The organism is Trueperaceae bacterium (assembly GCA_002707365.1).
GTDB lineage: Bacteria > Deinococcota > Deinococci > Deinococcales > Trueperaceae > UBA6957.
Genome location: PAMQ01000003.1, coordinates 145,023 through 159,254, shown reverse-complemented (window position 1 = coordinate 159,254; position 14,232 = coordinate 145,023). Strand labels below are relative to the sequence as shown.

Sequence of the window (14,232 nt, the reverse complement as noted above, 5' to 3'; positions counted from 1 at the left end):
CTAAACCGTAGTAAGGATTACTTCGGTCCAGATGAGGTGGAGCGAGGAGAGTGTTTTTTAACAACTTTACGGAAACGCTGATAAAGGTCACGTTTTCTGGACTGGACTTCTTCGTACGACCAATCTCCTGGTTTAATGAGAGACCACACCGATATTATTGCGATGAAGGGTGCGTGGAGTACAGCCCAAAGTAAGGTTGGTAAACCTACAAGGTCTCGCCGGCCGAGTTGAATGAGTCCTAAGTTGATGCCAAATAATTCTACCCCCATTTTAATTCCCCAGAGGGGAATGACCCAGAGGGCGATTTTGGGTGCAAAGGGAATTGCAACTATGGCAATCGTCAGCATCGTGCTTTGACCTGCAAGCAAAATTAGGCCCGCTAAGAACCCAGGTTGGTAGTGCATAGGATGGTGATATCGCGAGACCCAACGTATGCGTTGTCGGAGCAGTGATTTAAAGGAAGGCATTGGTTGAGTAAAGACTCTACAGGCCTGATCATCTGCAATGACTATTTTCATGCCAGGTAATTTAGCTAGCTTTTGGGTTAAGAGGTCTTCATCGCCGCTTGGAGATTTTCCAAAACCACTGAAACCACCGATCTTTTCAAAGGATTCACGGCGATAGGCTTGATTGTTAGCCGTTGAGGCTAACGGAAGGCCTAATCGCAAGAGGCTGCGCATGGCCAGCATAAGTGAAAACCAGTCGATAGTTTCGAAATATTCGTGCCAAGTGAGAATAGTCTGGGCTCGCGAGGTTTCGACTAAGCCAACCACCATGCAAACGTCACTTCTGAAGTGTCCTACCATGGTCCTCACCCAGTATGGAGGCACTATACAATCCGCGTCCGTAGTTATTATTATTTCAACCTTTGCGGACTGGATGCCAGCGTTAACAGCATTTACCTTAGGAGAAAAATGGTCGTTAGGAAGATCCAGGCGAAGGTAACGGTAACGAGAATCTCGCCGAGATGCTTCACGGATGATGGAACTAGTTCCATCATCCGACCGGTCGTCGATAATAATGAATTCCAATTTTCCAGGATAAATCTGCTGTTCCAAAGAATTAAGCAAGGTTGGGAGGGACGATTCATCATTTCGAGCTGGAACAATAACACTTACGAATGGAGTGTGGTCTTTGGTTGATTTGGTTATGCGTAAAATAATTCCTAGGACTATAACTAATAAAAGCAATATATATGCGGTGACTAATGCAGACAGGACAATTAGAAACAACGACATAGAAAAAGCCTCCTACATGTTATCACCGGTTGTTACGCTATAACTTCTTTAGTAAGTTTGTGTAAAACCCAAGGTCCATTGTATTACTTTAACCATCCGGCTCTGCTTTTCTAATAGATCTAATGCTTACCTAGTTTGAAGATAGCCTTAAGTAGTCACAATGAATTAAATGCGAATCTCATGCTAGACTGACCGGCCGTGCGTGTCGGCTTCATCACACAGCTTCTGTGGAATCGTTATGGATCTTTTTGGAAGAAACTTCTTAAAGATGCTGGGGCAGAGATAGTACTACCTGAGCCGGGTATGGTAGGTAGCGGTCCCGACGATTATAGGCTACAAAAAATTCCTTCATTCATCTTCCGACTTTCGGCTGCTCAGGCTCTTGCCTTGAGAGATGATGTTGACCTATTAATTGTCCCAGATTTATCCGAGGGTGTAGAAGTGAATCGCGGAGCTGGACAGGATCCGTGGGTGGCTCAATTTTCTGAAACTTTACAAAGTGTCGTTGGGAGGTTCCCTCAGATATTATCTGTACCTGTATCATTAACACCAACAATAAAAGGTCGGGCTATAGAAGTTTTGCAGCATATTTTGCAGGATTCGGCAAGGGTTCGTCGCGTATGGGAACGAAATCAGGCTTACGCGAGATACAGGTGGCGCCAAGAGGGCGTACAAGAATTAACCTCTAACTATCACTTGGTTGGTTTCATTGGGCAACCGTGGGTAGTTGGAGCGCAAAGTTTACGTTATTTCAAATCAGATAGTTATTCTGTTTTGTCGCAAAGTACTTTCGATCCACAAGTTCTCCGTCGAGAAGCAAGCACTGTTGAGTCAGAGCTGCTCCCTAGTGATATGGAAGCCCTAGGAGCCGCTAGGTTGTTTAATCGAAGGGGAGACGTAACTAGGCTTATCGTCGTAGCCGATAGGATCAGTTCTGACGATTGGTTGGTACGGTTCATTCAGCGAAAGAGTCATAAGCCAGTCGAATCTGTGCAGCTTGAGGATCTTTTAAATTAGGGCAATAGGTGTCTAGTTTAAGCCTAGTACAAACTGATGGTGACTATTGGTTAGAATTAGCTTTGGTGCAGATTGTTTCCTTGGTAGCGGTTGGTCTTTATGCTGTAGCGAACTTCGTTCAAGCCTGGTCTGTTGTTCGCCGTAAACCTATAATGGCGGTAGTTTTCATGATATCTGCTGTAATTATAGGGGTATCGTCTGTGGCTTTTATTTACTCCCCAGGTATTGCTAGGCCACTTCTGGTATTTGGGTTAATTTTTGCCTCTCTAGGTGGGTTATTGAACGCTTGGATTGTGCTCGGAAAGGTAATTTTGTGGCGACACCTTGTTAGAGCTAGCATAGCCTTAGTAATCTATGTCTTAATAACATTCGGTTGGGGTATCAATTAGGAAGGTAAGAGGAGCTTGGTTGAGTTGGTGGCAAGAATACTCCTATGACGCATTAGGCGGCTTTTAGAAGGCATGCTGTCCGGTAATCTCGCGCCCTAGGACTAGTGTGTGTATGTTGTCTGTCCCTTCATAGGTAGAAATTGCTTCAAGATTAAGCATGTGACGGATTGTTGTGTATTCGGTAGTTATTCCATTGGCCCCCAAGAGGTCTCGAGTTGATCTAGCTATTTGAACGGCAGCTCGTACGTTTTCACGCTTAGCAAGGCTTACGCGTGAGGGTGAGTCGCGCCCCTCACCTTTCAGTCGAGCTAAATGGAATGCGAGCAAAGTGCCTTTAGTTAGGCCCGTTAGCATATCGGCTAGTCGGGCCTGGATTAGCTGTTTTGTTGCAAGGGGCGTTTCAAATGCTGGTCGTTTAGCCACGTAAGTAGTAGCTTCTTCGAAACAGGCGGTAGCGGCACCAAGTACACCGAAAGAAATTCCGAATCGAGCTTGATTAAGGCACGATAAGGCCCCACGTAATCCAATTATTTCAAGTCTATCTTCTTCAGTGACCTCTACGTCGTGTAGATATAGCTCTGACGATATTGAAGCCCTCATAGACATCTTAGAGGTGATATCCACTGTCGATAAGCCTTCTGTATTCGTATCAATTGCGAAACCCAACACTTGTTCTGTATCTTCGTCCTTAGCCCAAATAATTGCCACATCAGCTATAGTTCCGTTTGTGACCCAACGTTTCCTACCATTTAAGACGTAACGGTTTCCAACCTTGCGAACTCGGGTTTGCATATTCCCGGGGTCACTACCAGCACCCGGCTCAGTTAAGCCAAAGCAGCCAATTGCATTACCACTTGCTAGTGGTGAAAGCCAGCGCGATTTNAGGGCATCACTACCGTAAGTATNAATTGGCCACATNACGAGGCNCGATTGGACACTAACAAAAGACCTCATCCCGCTATCTGCAAATTCTAATTCGCGATTTACGAGGCCATAAGCTAAATGCGAAGCCCCAGCACCCCCATACTGTTCTGGGATAGTCATCCCTAGAATGCCTAGTTCGCCAAATGCTTGGGGGAGATGAGGTGGAAATTGTGCAGTTGACCACCAATCTTTTATGTAAGGCATTATTTCCGAGTAGACATACTCACGAACTCTATCTCTGATTACTAGTTCTGCTGGATTGAACAATGATTCAATTTCATAAAAGTCTTGTAGGACTTGAAAGTTGGGAGAGGGCTGGGTGGCTGTTGTGGTCATGTGTAACTCTGCTTTCTATTTGGAATTTAGGTATTTACTTATTTCAATCTTGATAATCATTTTCTGGCTTAATCATCGCCAAACAGTTTTTTCAAAGCGTCTTCTTTGCTGGTTTTTGTTTTGAGGTACCAAAGATCTTCAATGTTTATTAAGCGACCTACGTTGGCTAAGCTTATTAAGGAATCTCTAATGGTATTTAGAGCTAACTCCTCATTGTGATATTCGTCAATATAGCGCTGTACCGCTAAAAGGGTTATTCCCATTCCCCCATGCGTTTCGATTGCCTCGACAACCCACTCATCTATGGCCATGCCTCATCTTACGTGATTACACTAGCTGATTCTGTACCGAGGTAGTTTTAGCGGGGAATTGTGTCAGCAGTATCAGGATCTGGTGGTTTGTGAAAGGCTTCAATCGTTTTATTTGAAAGTTCTCCCCAAGTTACTTTGTCGTCCAAAGTAATTACATTGATAGGGCAGGCCTGGACGCATGCGTCACAACCCATGCAACTACCGGGGTCTAGTTCGAGGACTGCGCCTTCGTCAGGTTTAGGGTTAAAGGTCCTATGGAAAGCATTAGTAGGGCAAACCTGAGTACATACAGGGCACATAATGCAACCATCTGATATTCGAGGTAAAACCCAAGGAACTTGAGTTGTAGGAGCTAAATTCGCATTATCGAGGACGAAGTAGCGCTGGCGTAATTCGTTTGGCAAGCCATTCGTCTCGTCTCCTGGATCTAGAGGCGATAAAGCGATTGCAGTGGCTTGCTGTAGACCTTTAATGCTTTGCCTAAATAGATCACGACGACTAAGGTTAGAGTCGTCAACATCTTGGGGCATACTTTCCACTGAGCAGAATTCAATAGTAATCTCTTGACCGCAAACATTTGCTAGTTTCTTTGCCACTGAAATTTCATCTTCAACTGCTCCAATAACTGCGTCGCTGCCAATCGGACACTCGCTGCAGTTGCTTCGACCGAGGTGAAGATGACTAGAATCATCTGATAATTTAAGTAAATCAGTGGCTCCAAGACGGCCAAAGCAATGAATCTGAGCAGCCTCGCCGTCCACCTGGCTACAGCGCAAGTGGGTAACCGACTTTAATGTCTCGTTCGTTTCGAGAGCGTAGGAGGGACAACTTCGTACACATAAACCACAACCCGTGCAATCCACTTCGTCAATTTCTACCTGACTAGTTAGGGTTATGGCTTCGTGTGGACATACTTCACTACAAGCGCTACAAGCGGTTCGCGATTGTTTTACTGCCAGACATAAATCAGGCTTGTAGTTAGGTGTCACATTTATAGTTTGAGACAGTAACTTTATGATGTCTTCCATTTTTTTGTCCCAGTCCTAGAAGCCGTATTCGTGACTCCGTTTTGTGTCTAGCCGCCTATGGTAGCCAGTTTTTTCAAGATAATCGTCGAAGGCATCAAAGTCTATTTGTTGTTTGTTGTCGGAGAGAGCAACTGTTGGGTTGGGATGCACCTCAATCATTATTCCGTCCGCTCCAATAGCCAGAGCAGATTTGGTGAGCGGAACTAGTAGGTCTCGACGTCCGCCAGAATGGGTAACGTCCACAAGTACGGGTAGGTGGGTTTCTATCTTTGCAAGAGCAACTGCTGATACATCCAGGGTGTTGCGAGTATACCGTTCGAAAGTACGAATACCGCGTTCACATAAGATCACGTTAGGGTTGCCAGCGTCTAAAAGGTACTCAGCTGCTCTAATCCATTCTTCTATCGTTGCCGAAAGGCCCCGTTTGAAAAGCACTGGTCTCTGTGTTGCTCCTACAGCCTTGAGGAGAGAAAAATTCTGCATGTTTCTCGCCCCGATTTGCAGAACGTCAGCATGATCTAGGATTTGAGGAAGGTCGCGGGCGTCCATCACTTCGGTTACAAAATTTAAGTCAAATTCATCGCATGCGGCTCTTGCAAGTTTTAGTGCTTCCAACCCAAGTCCCTGGAAACTGTAAGGGTCGGTACGAGGTTTGAAGGCTCCGCCCCGGAATAGCTTAATGCCTTTAGAAGACACCTTCTCTGCTGTAGCAAATACTTGCTCGTGCGATTCTATTGCGCAAGGACCGGCAATTAGGACTGGTGCGTTTGTTCCTCCTACTGCTGTTTCTCCGATGCATACTACTGTGTCTTTGCTTTGGACTGATCGAGAAGCGAGGTATTTAGCCTTGTCTTGATCATCTTCGAGTTGCATACTGGCTTGGAATATTTGCTTAAACAGACTTTTTAGAGTGTTGTTAGTAAAAGGGCCTTTGTTGGCTGTCATTAATATGTCTAGCATCTTTTGCTCTCGAACTGGGTCGTAATGACTGAGGCCCTTCGCGGTTTGCAAGGTACCTATTTCTTCTGCTATTTTTGCCCTAGCGTTGAGCAGTTCTAGAAGGGCGAGGTTGAGGTCGTCAATCTGGGCTCGTAAATCCTCGATTTGATTTATCATCTTTTACCTTTCGTTGCGAAATACGCACGATGAGTATGGTTATCTCGTACAGGACAACAAGCGGACCAGCTACTAAGAGAAAGTTTACAGGGTCGCCTGTTGGAGTGATTAGAGCCGCTAGAATAGCACCTATGACTATGGCGTGGCGCCGGTACCTAGTTAGCAGGTCAGCCCTAACTAACCCAATCCTAGCAAGGACGAAGCCTAGGACGGGCATTTCAAACAGAAATCCGAAAACTGTCATGTAGAGAAGCATCTTCGAAATGTAGTCACCTATCGAAAGGAAGGTAGTGACTGTAGGTCCTAGGAAGCCGAGGAGAATTGGCAGAGCAAAGGGTAAGACCAGGTAGCGAGCGAACATGGTCCCACCAATGAAGGCAATCATAGACATGAGTACAAAAGGGGCAGCCCAACGTCGTTCTTGTTTGTACAGTCCAGGAGCAATAAAGCCCCACACCTGACCAAGTACGACTGGTGACGCAAAGAGTAACCCAGCGAAGGCTGCTGTTTGCATGCTGACCATGAAGGGTTCCAGAAGTCGAGTGGATATTACTTCTACATCAGCCGGACTAGGGATCGCGTTCTTAAGCCAAGTTAAAAGACGGCCACGGAATACAAACGCTATGCCTGAGCCCACGACCCATGCGCCCAAAACAATTAAGAAGCGATTCCTTAGCTCTTCAATATGTTCAATAAAGGTCAAAGCTGAAAGTGAATTGCGCTTTACTAAGCCTAGCTTTTATTGTCCGTGGTGACATCACTTTGGTTCGCATTATCTTGCTCTTCTGACTCTGCCGCCGTGGAAATATCGGTTTGCATATTCCTAATTCCTTTACGAAACTCTCGGACTGATTGTCCTATGCCCTTTGCCATGTCTGGTAGCCGGCGAGGACCGAAAATAAGCAGAACCACCACTAAAATAATAAGTAGCTCCCAAATTCCTAACGGCCCAATACGCATTTGAAACCTCCGTGGCTCTACGAGTTATAGGCTTTAGTTTAGCACCTGATGCTTAGTGTCCGAGTTCTCTGGATTAGATAAAGAACCAAATTGCAGAGTTTGGTGAGCTCTAAACGCAGTCAGGGACAGCGTTATTAGGCATATTACTGGTTGTTGACACTATTTGAGAGGGCGTGCTAGGCTAGCAAACTGGACATTGATTCCGAGCCCCGGGATAGAGTGTCTGGCGAAGCGACGCCACCCTAGCTCAACTGGTAGAGCATCCGATTTGTAATCGGAAGGTTGTCGGTTCGATTCCGATGGGTGGCTCCACGGTTCGGTTGAACTCACAAATGCGAAGGCATTTAGTAAGGATGGGGCGGCGCCCATTTTGGGTAGCATTGCGGGTAGGTGCCCGAGTGGCTAAAGGGGACGGACTGTAAATCCGTTGGCTATGCCTACGTTGGTTCGAATCCAACCCTACCCACCATTTCAGAGGTGCGACTAACTTCTGGAATTAGCGGGAGTAGCTCAGCCGGTAGAGCGTCAGCTTCCCAAGCTGGATGTCGCGGGTTCGATTCCCGTCTCCCGCTCCACCCTGTGAGCTTTAATAACCGCAGGGTTCCCCGGAGTTGCTAAACGGGGTGCTTCCGGGCTCGTGTAGCTCAGTGGTAGAGCACTCCCTTGGTAAGGGAGAGGTCGACGGTTCAACCCCGTCCACGAGCTCCATTGTCGGATTAGGTCGTTGTGTTGGTGTCAACATTATCTTTTAGTGCTAGTGTGACGCCAACACATCAAAGTTGAATGAGATTGAGAAAGGATATTGGAATGGCTAAGGTTGAGTTTGAGCGTACCAAACCTCACGTGAACGTTGGAACGATCGGGCACGTTGATCATGGAAAGACGACCCTTACGGCGGCGATTACGTTTACTGCCGCGGCAGCGGATCCTAGTATCGAAACCCAGAGTTACGATCAGATTGATAAGGCTCCGGAGGAGAAAGCACGGGGGATCACTATTAATACTGCCCACGTTGAATACCAAACTCCTGATCGTCATTATAGTCATGTTGATTGCCCTGGGCACGCGGATTACATTAAGAATATGATCACGGGTGCTGCGCAAATGGATGGTGCTGTTCTAGTGGTTAATGCGGCCGATGGGCCCATGCCACAAACTAGGGAGCATATTCTGCTTGCGCGACAAGTGGGCGTACCTTACATCGTAGTATTTATGAACAAGGAAGACATGGTTGATGACGAAGAGTTACTTGAACTCGTAGAGATGGAAGTGCGGGATATGTTGTCCGAATACGAGTTTCCTGGGGATGATATTCCAGTGGTGAAGGGTAGTGCNTTGAAAGCGTTAGAAGCTTTGGACGCTAACCCAAATGCACAACGCGGAGAAGATGAGTGGGTCGACAGGATTTGGCAGCTTCTAGATGCTATTGACAGTTATATACCTACGCCTGAGCGGGATGTTGACAAGCCGTTCCTGCTACCCGTAGAGGACGTGTTCACGATTACTGGTCGTGGGACGGTGGCCACTGGCCGCGTGGAGCGGGGAACAGTTAACACTGGCGAAGAAGTAGAGATAGTCGGCCTAAAAGAGACTACTACTAGCGTGGTGACAGGTGTTGAGATGCACCGGAAGACCCTGAATCAGGGTTTAGCCGGGGATAATGTTGGTGTNTTGCTTCGAGGTATAGCTCGGGAAGAGATTGATCGAGGTCAGGTTTTAGCGAAGCCCGGTTCTATTACACCTCACACTGAGTTTAAAGGTAGCGTGTATGTTTTAGCCAAGGCAGAAGGTGGTCGGCATAGCGCGTTCTTTTCTGGGTATCGTCCACAGTTTTACTTTCGGACGACTGATGTTACAGGTGTTGTGACGTTACCGGATGATGTGGAGATGGTTATGCCTGGGGATAATGTGGAGCTGATGGTGAGTTTGATTAAGCCGATAGCTATGGAGGAAGGCTTGCGGTTTGCTATCCGCGAGGGTGGTCGTACCGTTGGTGCGGGTGTCGTGACACAAGTCACCAAATAAATTATGGCGACCCCTAAGATACGAATCAAGCTAAAGGCGTTTGACCACCGTAGCCTGGACAGCTCTGCCACCAAAATTGTGGAAACAGTCCGACGGACAGGAGCAAACGTTGCTGGTCCGGTACCCCTTCCTACTCGGATCAGACGGTTTTGTGTTTTGAGGAGCCCTTTTACCAATAAGGACAGTAGGGAACATTTCGAAATTAGGACCCATAACAGGCTGATCGATATTAAGTCTCCTACGAAAAGCACCATCGATAGCCTAATGCACTTAGATCTTCCTACCGGGGTTGATATTGAAATCAAGACCGTCGGGGGTCGGTGATGAAAGGTATTTTAGGGACTAAAATAGGGATGACTCAAGTTTGGCGGGAGGATAATCTACTGCCAGTCACGGTCGTTTTAGCAGGTCCATGTCCTGTGGTTCAACGCAAAACCCAAGAATCTGATGGTTATGAAGCAGTCCAACTTGGGTGGGTTGAAAAAACCAAGAAAGCTACTATTAAACCAGAGAAGGGGCATGCAGATAAGGCCGGAGTGGCGGCCCAAAGGCACCTTGTTGAGTTTAGGGACTATCTTCCTGAAGAAGAATCCGTAACAGTCGGTATTTTTGAGCAGGGCCAAAAAGTAGATGTGACGGGTACAAGTAAGGGACGGGGCACTACCGGTGTGATTAAGCGGTGGGGAATGTCAGGGATGCCAGCCAGTCATGGAGTGAAGAAAAAACACCGACATTCAGGGTCTATAGGTCAACGTAAATCCCCAGGGCGTGTCTATAAGGGTAAACATATGGCAGGACATTCTGGCGCAAAAGCGGTCACAACTGTGGGGCTAGAAATAGTTGAAGTTAGGCCTGAGGAAAATCTTTTGCTGGTTAAAGGAGCAATCCCGGGACCCAACGGTGGCGTCCTTGTAGTCAAAGATTCAAAGAGGAAGGTTTCTTGATGAATGTCACGCTAGATGTTGTTGGCAGCGCTCGAAAGGTGACTCTCGACCTGCCGGAGCCGAAAGAGTCCGTTTTGCATGAGGTGGTCGCCTGGCAACTCTCAAAGCGTCGGCAGGGGTCAGCATCAACCAAAACCCGCGGCGAGGTCATCGGTTCTAAGGCCAAAATTTATCCTCAGAAAGGCACTGGTCGAGCTAGGCATGGGAGCCGTAAAGCTCCTATATTTGTCGGCGGCGGTACNGTATTNGGGCCTCGGCCGAGAAGCTACGCGTATACACTGCCAAAGCGTATGCGACGGCTTGGCCTGAACATGGCATTAGCTGCCCGAGCAAATGATGGAAAGCTGACCCTTGTTGAGAGTTTCCAGGTGGATGGCAAAACTAAAGATTTCCTTCGCTGGGCTGATGAAAACGGATTTAAAGGTTTAGAAAAAGTGTTACTCGTTACTGATGATGAGTTAGTTCGACGTGCCGCTAGGAATCTTCCTTGGACGACCGTCATGAAGGGTGCAGGTCTTAACGTGTATGACATTTTACGTCATGAGCACGTTATTGCGGATGCTGCTCTTTTTGGTGGAGACGAGACATGAATCATCACGACCTAATAATTGCGCCTGTTTTAAGCGAAAAGGCAGTAGAAGGTATTCAAAAAAGTAAATACTCTTTCTTCGTGCATCCGGAAGCCAACCGAACCGAGATAAAAGATGCTGTCGAGACTGTGTTCGGAGTGAACGTCACAAAAATTAATCTTATGCACGTCCTTGGNAAGGAAAAGACTTTGGGACGTTATAAGGGACGCAGGCCCAGGCGCAAAAAGGCAATAGTTACTCTTGAAGATGGGCAACGTATTCAGGAATTAGAAGGACTTACCTGAGGAGGGAATGTAGATGCCGACTAAAAAATACCGACCTTATACCCCGTCTCGTCGCTACATGACCACCTCGGACTTTGCCGAGATAACACGGACGCAGCCAGAGAAAACTCTTCTTGAACCAATTAGGAAGAGTGGCGGCCGGAATAATCGTGGCAGGGTAACCTCCCGTTTTCGTGGGGGAGGTCATAAACGACGTTATCGCAAAATTGATTTCCGACGTCGGGATAAGGAAAGCGTCCAAGCCAAAGTAGCTTCGATTGAGTACGATCCGAACCGTAGTGCTAACATAGCTCTTCTGCATTATTTAGATGGAGAAAAACGGTATATTCTTGCACCGGACGAGTTACGCGTCGGGGTAATCGTAGCAAATGGGCCAGACGCAGAATCTCAAATTGGTAACGCTATGCCTATTCGGTTTATTCCAGTGGGTGCTGTAATTCACGGGCTTGAATTGGTACCTGGTAAAGGTGCTCAGTTAGCACGTAGTGCTGGGACTAGTATTCAAATACAAGGACGTGATGGAACGTACGTGACGGTTCGCCTTCCTTCTGGTGAACTAAGACGTGTCCACGGTGAATGTTACGCCACCGTCGGGTCGGTAGGAAACGCCGAGCACAAGAACATAGTTTTAGGTAAAGCTGGCCGGAAACGCTGGTTGGGTAGAAAGCCTCATCAAAGAGGACGTGCGATGAATCCCGTTGATCACCCCCACGGGGGTGGAGAAGGTCGCAGTTCAGGTGGTCGTCCACCTGTTAGCCCTTGGGGACAGCAAGCAAAGGGACTTAAGACCCGGAATCGACGTAAGACTACCAGTAAGTTTATCGTCCGCCGGCGAAAGGGGAATCGATAATGGCCCGTAGCATGAAAAAGGGGCCGTTCGTTGATGGTCATCTACTTCGAAAGATAGACGCAGCCAATGAATCTGGTGACCGTCACGTCATTCGGACTTGGAGCCGGCGGAGTACGGTAGTGCCGGAGATGGTCGGTCACACGATCGGTGTTTATAACGGCAAACAGCATGTTCCGGTGTTTGTTCAAGAAACAATGGTAGGTCATAAGCTTGGTGAATTTTCACCCACCCGCACCTTTCGTAGCCACAGTGGTAATCGGAAGGATTAGGTCGTGGAAGCTAAAGCTACTCTCGGTACACTCCGTGTTACCCCACAAAAGACCAGACTCGTTGCTGACTTGATTAGGGGTAGAAATATAGTTCAGGCGGAGGATATTCTCACCTTCACTAATTGGCGTTCTGCAAAGCCAATGTTAAAACTTCTGCTTAGCGCCAAGGCTAACGCTGTGAATAATCACGACATGTTTGAGGAAAACCTTTTTGTTTCTGCGGTTGAGGTCGGCGACGGCCCCACGTTAAAAAGATTTCTGCCCCGCGCTCGAGGTCGTGCTGATTTACTAAGAAAGAGGACCTGTAACGTCACAATCACCCTTGGAGAACGGGAGGAACGCCGTGGGTAACAAGATAAACCCCATCGGGTTTCGTTTAGGGGTTAATAAGGAACCTTCTGCCAGATGGTATGCCAATAGTAAGGCTTACCCTACCCTTTTGGCAGAGGATGAGTTAGTTCGCAACGCTATTTTCAAGGACGTTGGGCACGCTGGTATTGCACGAATTGAGATAGAGCGTGCTGCCCATAATATTACTGTCACCATACACACAGCTAAACCTGGAGTCGTAATTGGGCGAGGCGGGGAGGCAATTAAGGCGTTGCGCAGTGTCCTGGACCAGCAGATTGACGGGACTGTAGCTGTAAACGTCCAAGAAGTGCCCAATCCCAACACCAGTGGTCCACTCGTGGCGCAGCGCATTTCAGAGCAACTTGTGCGCCGATTCGCTTTTCGAAGGGTTATGAAGCAGGCAGTTCAACGCACAATGGAGTCAGGTGCCTTAGGTGTAAAGATTAGGTGCTCAGGACGTTTGGGTGGAACAGAACAGGCCAGGTCTGAATGGTATTCAGAAGGACGCGTACCTTTGCAAACCCTACGAGCTAATATCGATTACGGCACTGCTGAAGCAAAGACTACCTATGGGATTGTGGGTATTAAAGCTTGGGTATTCCATGGAGAAATTGTGGGCGAGCGTACTCGTAAGGCTGCTGTATTGCCTAGAGAGAAGCGTGATGAGCGCCGTCGGCGGCGACCACAAGCTCGACGGCGTGGGCGCCGCACTGACCGGCCCCGGGCTCGGGAGGATCGGTAGTCGTGTTGCTTCCCAAGCGAGTTAAGTACCGCAAACAGATGCGCGGGCGCATGAAGGGTGCTACCAAGGGCGGGGACTACGTGGCTTTTGGTGATTACGGACTTGTGGCTCTTGAACCCGCTTGGATTAAGTCAAATCAGATTGAAGCGTGTCGAATAACAATGAGTCGCTACTTCCAACGTGGCGGGAAGATTTATATTCGGATTTTCCCCGACAAGCCCGTAACGAGAAAGCCTCAAGAGGTCCGGATGGGTAAGGGTAAAGGTGCTGTGGAGTACTGGGTGAGTGTCGTTAAACCTGGGCGAATATTATTTGAAGTCTCTAACGTAACCGAAGAACAGGCTCGGGAGGCATTTCGGCTTGCCAGTCATAAGCTTCCAATTCGAACACGAGTAGTTAGACGGGAGGCCTATGATGAAGCCCAATGAAGTTCGTAATTTCGATAACGACGAAATCTTGAATGAAGTGAATAAACGTCGGGAAGAGTTACGTGAACTGCGTTTTCAGGCTGCAGTTGGACAGTTAAGTAATCCCCGTCGCATCCGCATGGCACGGCGCGAAATAGCGAGATTGCTGACGATAGGTAGCGAGAGGGTAGGAGTTCAGGAATGAAACAGATTGTTCAGGGTAGGGTAGTGAGCGATAAAGGGGATAAGACTGTCGTTGTCCGAGTTGAGAGGCGGTTTAAGCACCCTATTTACGGAAAAGTGATTACGGTCTCACGGAAGTACACCGCGCACGATGAAGAAAATGCCTTTGGCCAGGGAGACACAGTAGAAATAATGTCCTGTCGGCCTATTAGCCGGAACAAGCGATACCGAGTTACCCGGCTAGTTGAGAAAGCCGTTGGGTAAAAAG

General features: G+C 47.7%; 21 protein-coding genes and 4 tRNA genes. 18 read left to right on the top strand and 7 right to left on the bottom strand.

The genetic code is table 11. The features are described 5' to 3' along the window. Nucleotides 1-17: 17 nt before the first annotated feature. Nucleotides 18-1,238: a hypothetical protein gene (locus CMO31_00980; protein ID MAZ52571.1), complete on the bottom strand. Its 1,221-nt coding sequence runs from the start codon at nt 1,236-1,238 to the stop codon at nt 18-20. A gap of 198 nt (nt 1,239-1,436) precedes the next feature. On the opposite strand from CMO31_00980, the gene CMO31_00975 reads away from it, so the two are divergent. Then, nucleotides 1,437-2,255 carry a hypothetical protein gene (locus tag CMO31_00975; protein MAZ52570.1) on the top strand — a complete coding sequence of 273 codons (819 nt, stop codon included), beginning with the start codon at nt 1,437-1,439 and terminating at the stop codon, nt 2,253-2,255. 8 nt (nt 2,256-2,263) lie between these two features. Then, a complete protein-coding gene (locus CMO31_00970) occupies nt 2,264-2,644 on the top strand; it encodes a hypothetical protein (protein MAZ52569.1) in 381 nt (126 codons plus the stop codon). 63 nt (nt 2,645-2,707) lie between these two features. Here CMO31_00970 and CMO31_00965 read toward each other — a convergent pair whose 3' ends face one another. From CMO31_00965 to CMO31_00940, 6 genes are all read right to left on the bottom strand, one after another. Beyond that, entirely contained in the window at nt 2,708-3,904 is a 1,197-nt protein-coding gene (locus CMO31_00965) for an acyl-CoA dehydrogenase (GenBank protein ID MAZ52568.1), read from the bottom strand. A gap of 68 nt (nt 3,905-3,972) precedes the next feature. Beyond that, on the bottom strand, nt 3,973-4,215 hold the full coding sequence (locus tag CMO31_00960; GenBank protein ID MAZ52567.1) for a hypothetical protein: 243 nt from the start codon (nt 4,213-4,215) through the stop codon (nt 3,973-3,975). Nucleotides 4,216-4,262: 47 nt separating this feature from the next. Then, on the bottom strand, nt 4,263-5,243 hold the full coding sequence (locus CMO31_00955; protein MAZ52566.1) for a hypothetical protein: 981 nt from the start codon (nt 5,241-5,243) through the stop codon (nt 4,263-4,265). A 15-nt stretch (nt 5,244-5,258) separates the two neighbouring features. Then, complete coding sequence (gene aroF, locus CMO31_00950) at nt 5,259-6,359, bottom strand: 3-deoxy-7-phosphoheptulonate synthase (GenBank protein ID MAZ52565.1); 1,101 nt, start codon at nt 6,357-6,359, stop codon at nt 5,259-5,261. After that, nucleotides 6,322-7,062: a twin-arginine translocase subunit TatC gene (gene tatC, locus CMO31_00945; protein MAZ52564.1), complete on the bottom strand. Its 741-nt coding sequence runs from the start codon at nt 7,060-7,062 to the stop codon at nt 6,322-6,324. Before tatC ends, aroF begins: the two co-directional genes overlap by 38 nt. A 29-nt stretch (nt 7,063-7,091) precedes the next feature. Beyond that, nucleotides 7,092-7,319: a twin-arginine translocase TatA/TatE family subunit gene (locus CMO31_00940; GenBank protein MAZ52563.1), complete on the bottom strand. Its 228-nt coding sequence runs from the start codon at nt 7,317-7,319 to the stop codon at nt 7,092-7,094. A 236-nt stretch (nt 7,320-7,555) separates the two neighbouring features. Between CMO31_00940 and CMO31_00935 the strand changes: the two genes are divergently transcribed. From CMO31_00935 to CMO31_00860, 16 genes are all read left to right on the top strand, one after another. Continuing rightward, nucleotides 7,556-7,631 (top strand) — tRNA-Thr (locus tag CMO31_00935). Between the two features lie 72 nt (nt 7,632-7,703). After that, a tRNA-Tyr gene (locus tag CMO31_00930) sits at nt 7,704-7,788 on the top strand. 30 nt (nt 7,789-7,818) lie between these two features. Continuing rightward, nucleotides 7,819-7,894: transfer RNA gene (locus tag CMO31_00925), tRNA-Gly, on the top strand. A gap of 58 nt (nt 7,895-7,952) precedes the next feature. Further along, nucleotides 7,953-8,027, top strand: a tRNA-Thr gene (locus tag CMO31_00920). Nucleotides 8,028-8,126: 99 nt separating this feature from the next. Next, complete coding sequence (gene tuf / locus CMO31_00915; protein ID MAZ52562.1) at nt 8,127-9,344, top strand: elongation factor Tu; 1,218 nt, start codon at nt 8,127-8,129, stop codon at nt 9,342-9,344. A 3-nt stretch (nt 9,345-9,347) separates the two neighbouring features. Then, nucleotides 9,348-9,668, top strand: a complete 321-nt coding sequence (locus CMO31_00910; protein ID MAZ52561.1) for a 30S ribosomal protein S10 — start codon at nt 9,348-9,350, stop codon at nt 9,666-9,668. Continuing rightward, the gene (locus tag CMO31_00905) at nt 9,668-10,288 is read left to right on the top strand and encodes a 50S ribosomal protein L3 (GenBank protein ID MAZ52560.1); all 621 of its coding nucleotides are present in this window, start codon (nt 9,668-9,670) and stop codon (nt 10,286-10,288) included. The genes CMO31_00910 and CMO31_00905 overlap by 1 nt, the downstream gene beginning before the upstream one ends. Beyond that, entirely contained in the window at nt 10,288-10,878 is a 591-nt protein-coding gene (locus CMO31_00900) for a 50S ribosomal protein L4 (GenBank protein MAZ52559.1), read from the top strand. Before CMO31_00905 ends, CMO31_00900 begins: the two co-directional genes overlap by 1 nt. Then, nucleotides 10,875-11,162 (top strand): 50S ribosomal protein L23, encoded by a 288-nt coding sequence (locus tag CMO31_00895; GenBank protein ID MAZ52558.1) that lies wholly within the window; start codon nt 10,875-10,877, stop codon nt 11,160-11,162. The genes CMO31_00900 and CMO31_00895 overlap by 4 nt, the downstream gene beginning before the upstream one ends. 13 nt (nt 11,163-11,175) lie before the next feature. Then, nucleotides 11,176-12,012, top strand: coding sequence for a 50S ribosomal protein L2 (locus tag CMO31_00890; GenBank protein ID MAZ52557.1), 837 nt, complete (start codon nt 11,176-11,178; stop codon nt 12,010-12,012). Beyond that, nucleotides 12,012-12,281, top strand: coding sequence for a 30S ribosomal protein S19 (locus CMO31_00885; GenBank protein ID MAZ52556.1), 270 nt, complete (start codon nt 12,012-12,014; stop codon nt 12,279-12,281). The genes CMO31_00890 and CMO31_00885 overlap by 1 nt, the downstream gene beginning before the upstream one ends. Before the next feature lie 3 nt (nt 12,282-12,284). After that, entirely contained in the window at nt 12,285-12,632 is a 348-nt protein-coding gene (locus CMO31_00880) for a 50S ribosomal protein L22 (protein MAZ52555.1), read from the top strand. Beyond that, nucleotides 12,625-13,374 carry a 30S ribosomal protein S3 gene (locus CMO31_00875; GenBank protein ID MAZ52554.1) on the top strand — a complete coding sequence of 250 codons (750 nt, stop codon included), beginning with the start codon at nt 12,625-12,627 and terminating at the stop codon, nt 13,372-13,374. Before CMO31_00880 ends, CMO31_00875 begins: the two co-directional genes overlap by 8 nt. A 2-nt stretch (nt 13,375-13,376) precedes the next feature. Further along, entirely contained in the window at nt 13,377-13,802 is a 426-nt protein-coding gene (locus CMO31_00870) for a 50S ribosomal protein L16 (protein ID MAZ52553.1), read from the top strand. Next, nucleotides 13,789-13,986, top strand: a complete 198-nt coding sequence (locus tag CMO31_00865) for a 50S ribosomal protein L29 (GenBank protein ID MAZ52552.1) — start codon at nt 13,789-13,791, stop codon at nt 13,984-13,986. The genes CMO31_00870 and CMO31_00865 overlap by 14 nt, the downstream gene beginning before the upstream one ends. Continuing rightward, on the top strand, nt 13,983-14,228 hold the full coding sequence (locus CMO31_00860) for a 30S ribosomal protein S17 (GenBank protein MAZ52551.1): 246 nt from the start codon (nt 13,983-13,985) through the stop codon (nt 14,226-14,228). The genes CMO31_00865 and CMO31_00860 overlap by 4 nt, the downstream gene beginning before the upstream one ends. Nucleotides 14,229-14,232: the final 4 nt, after the last annotated feature.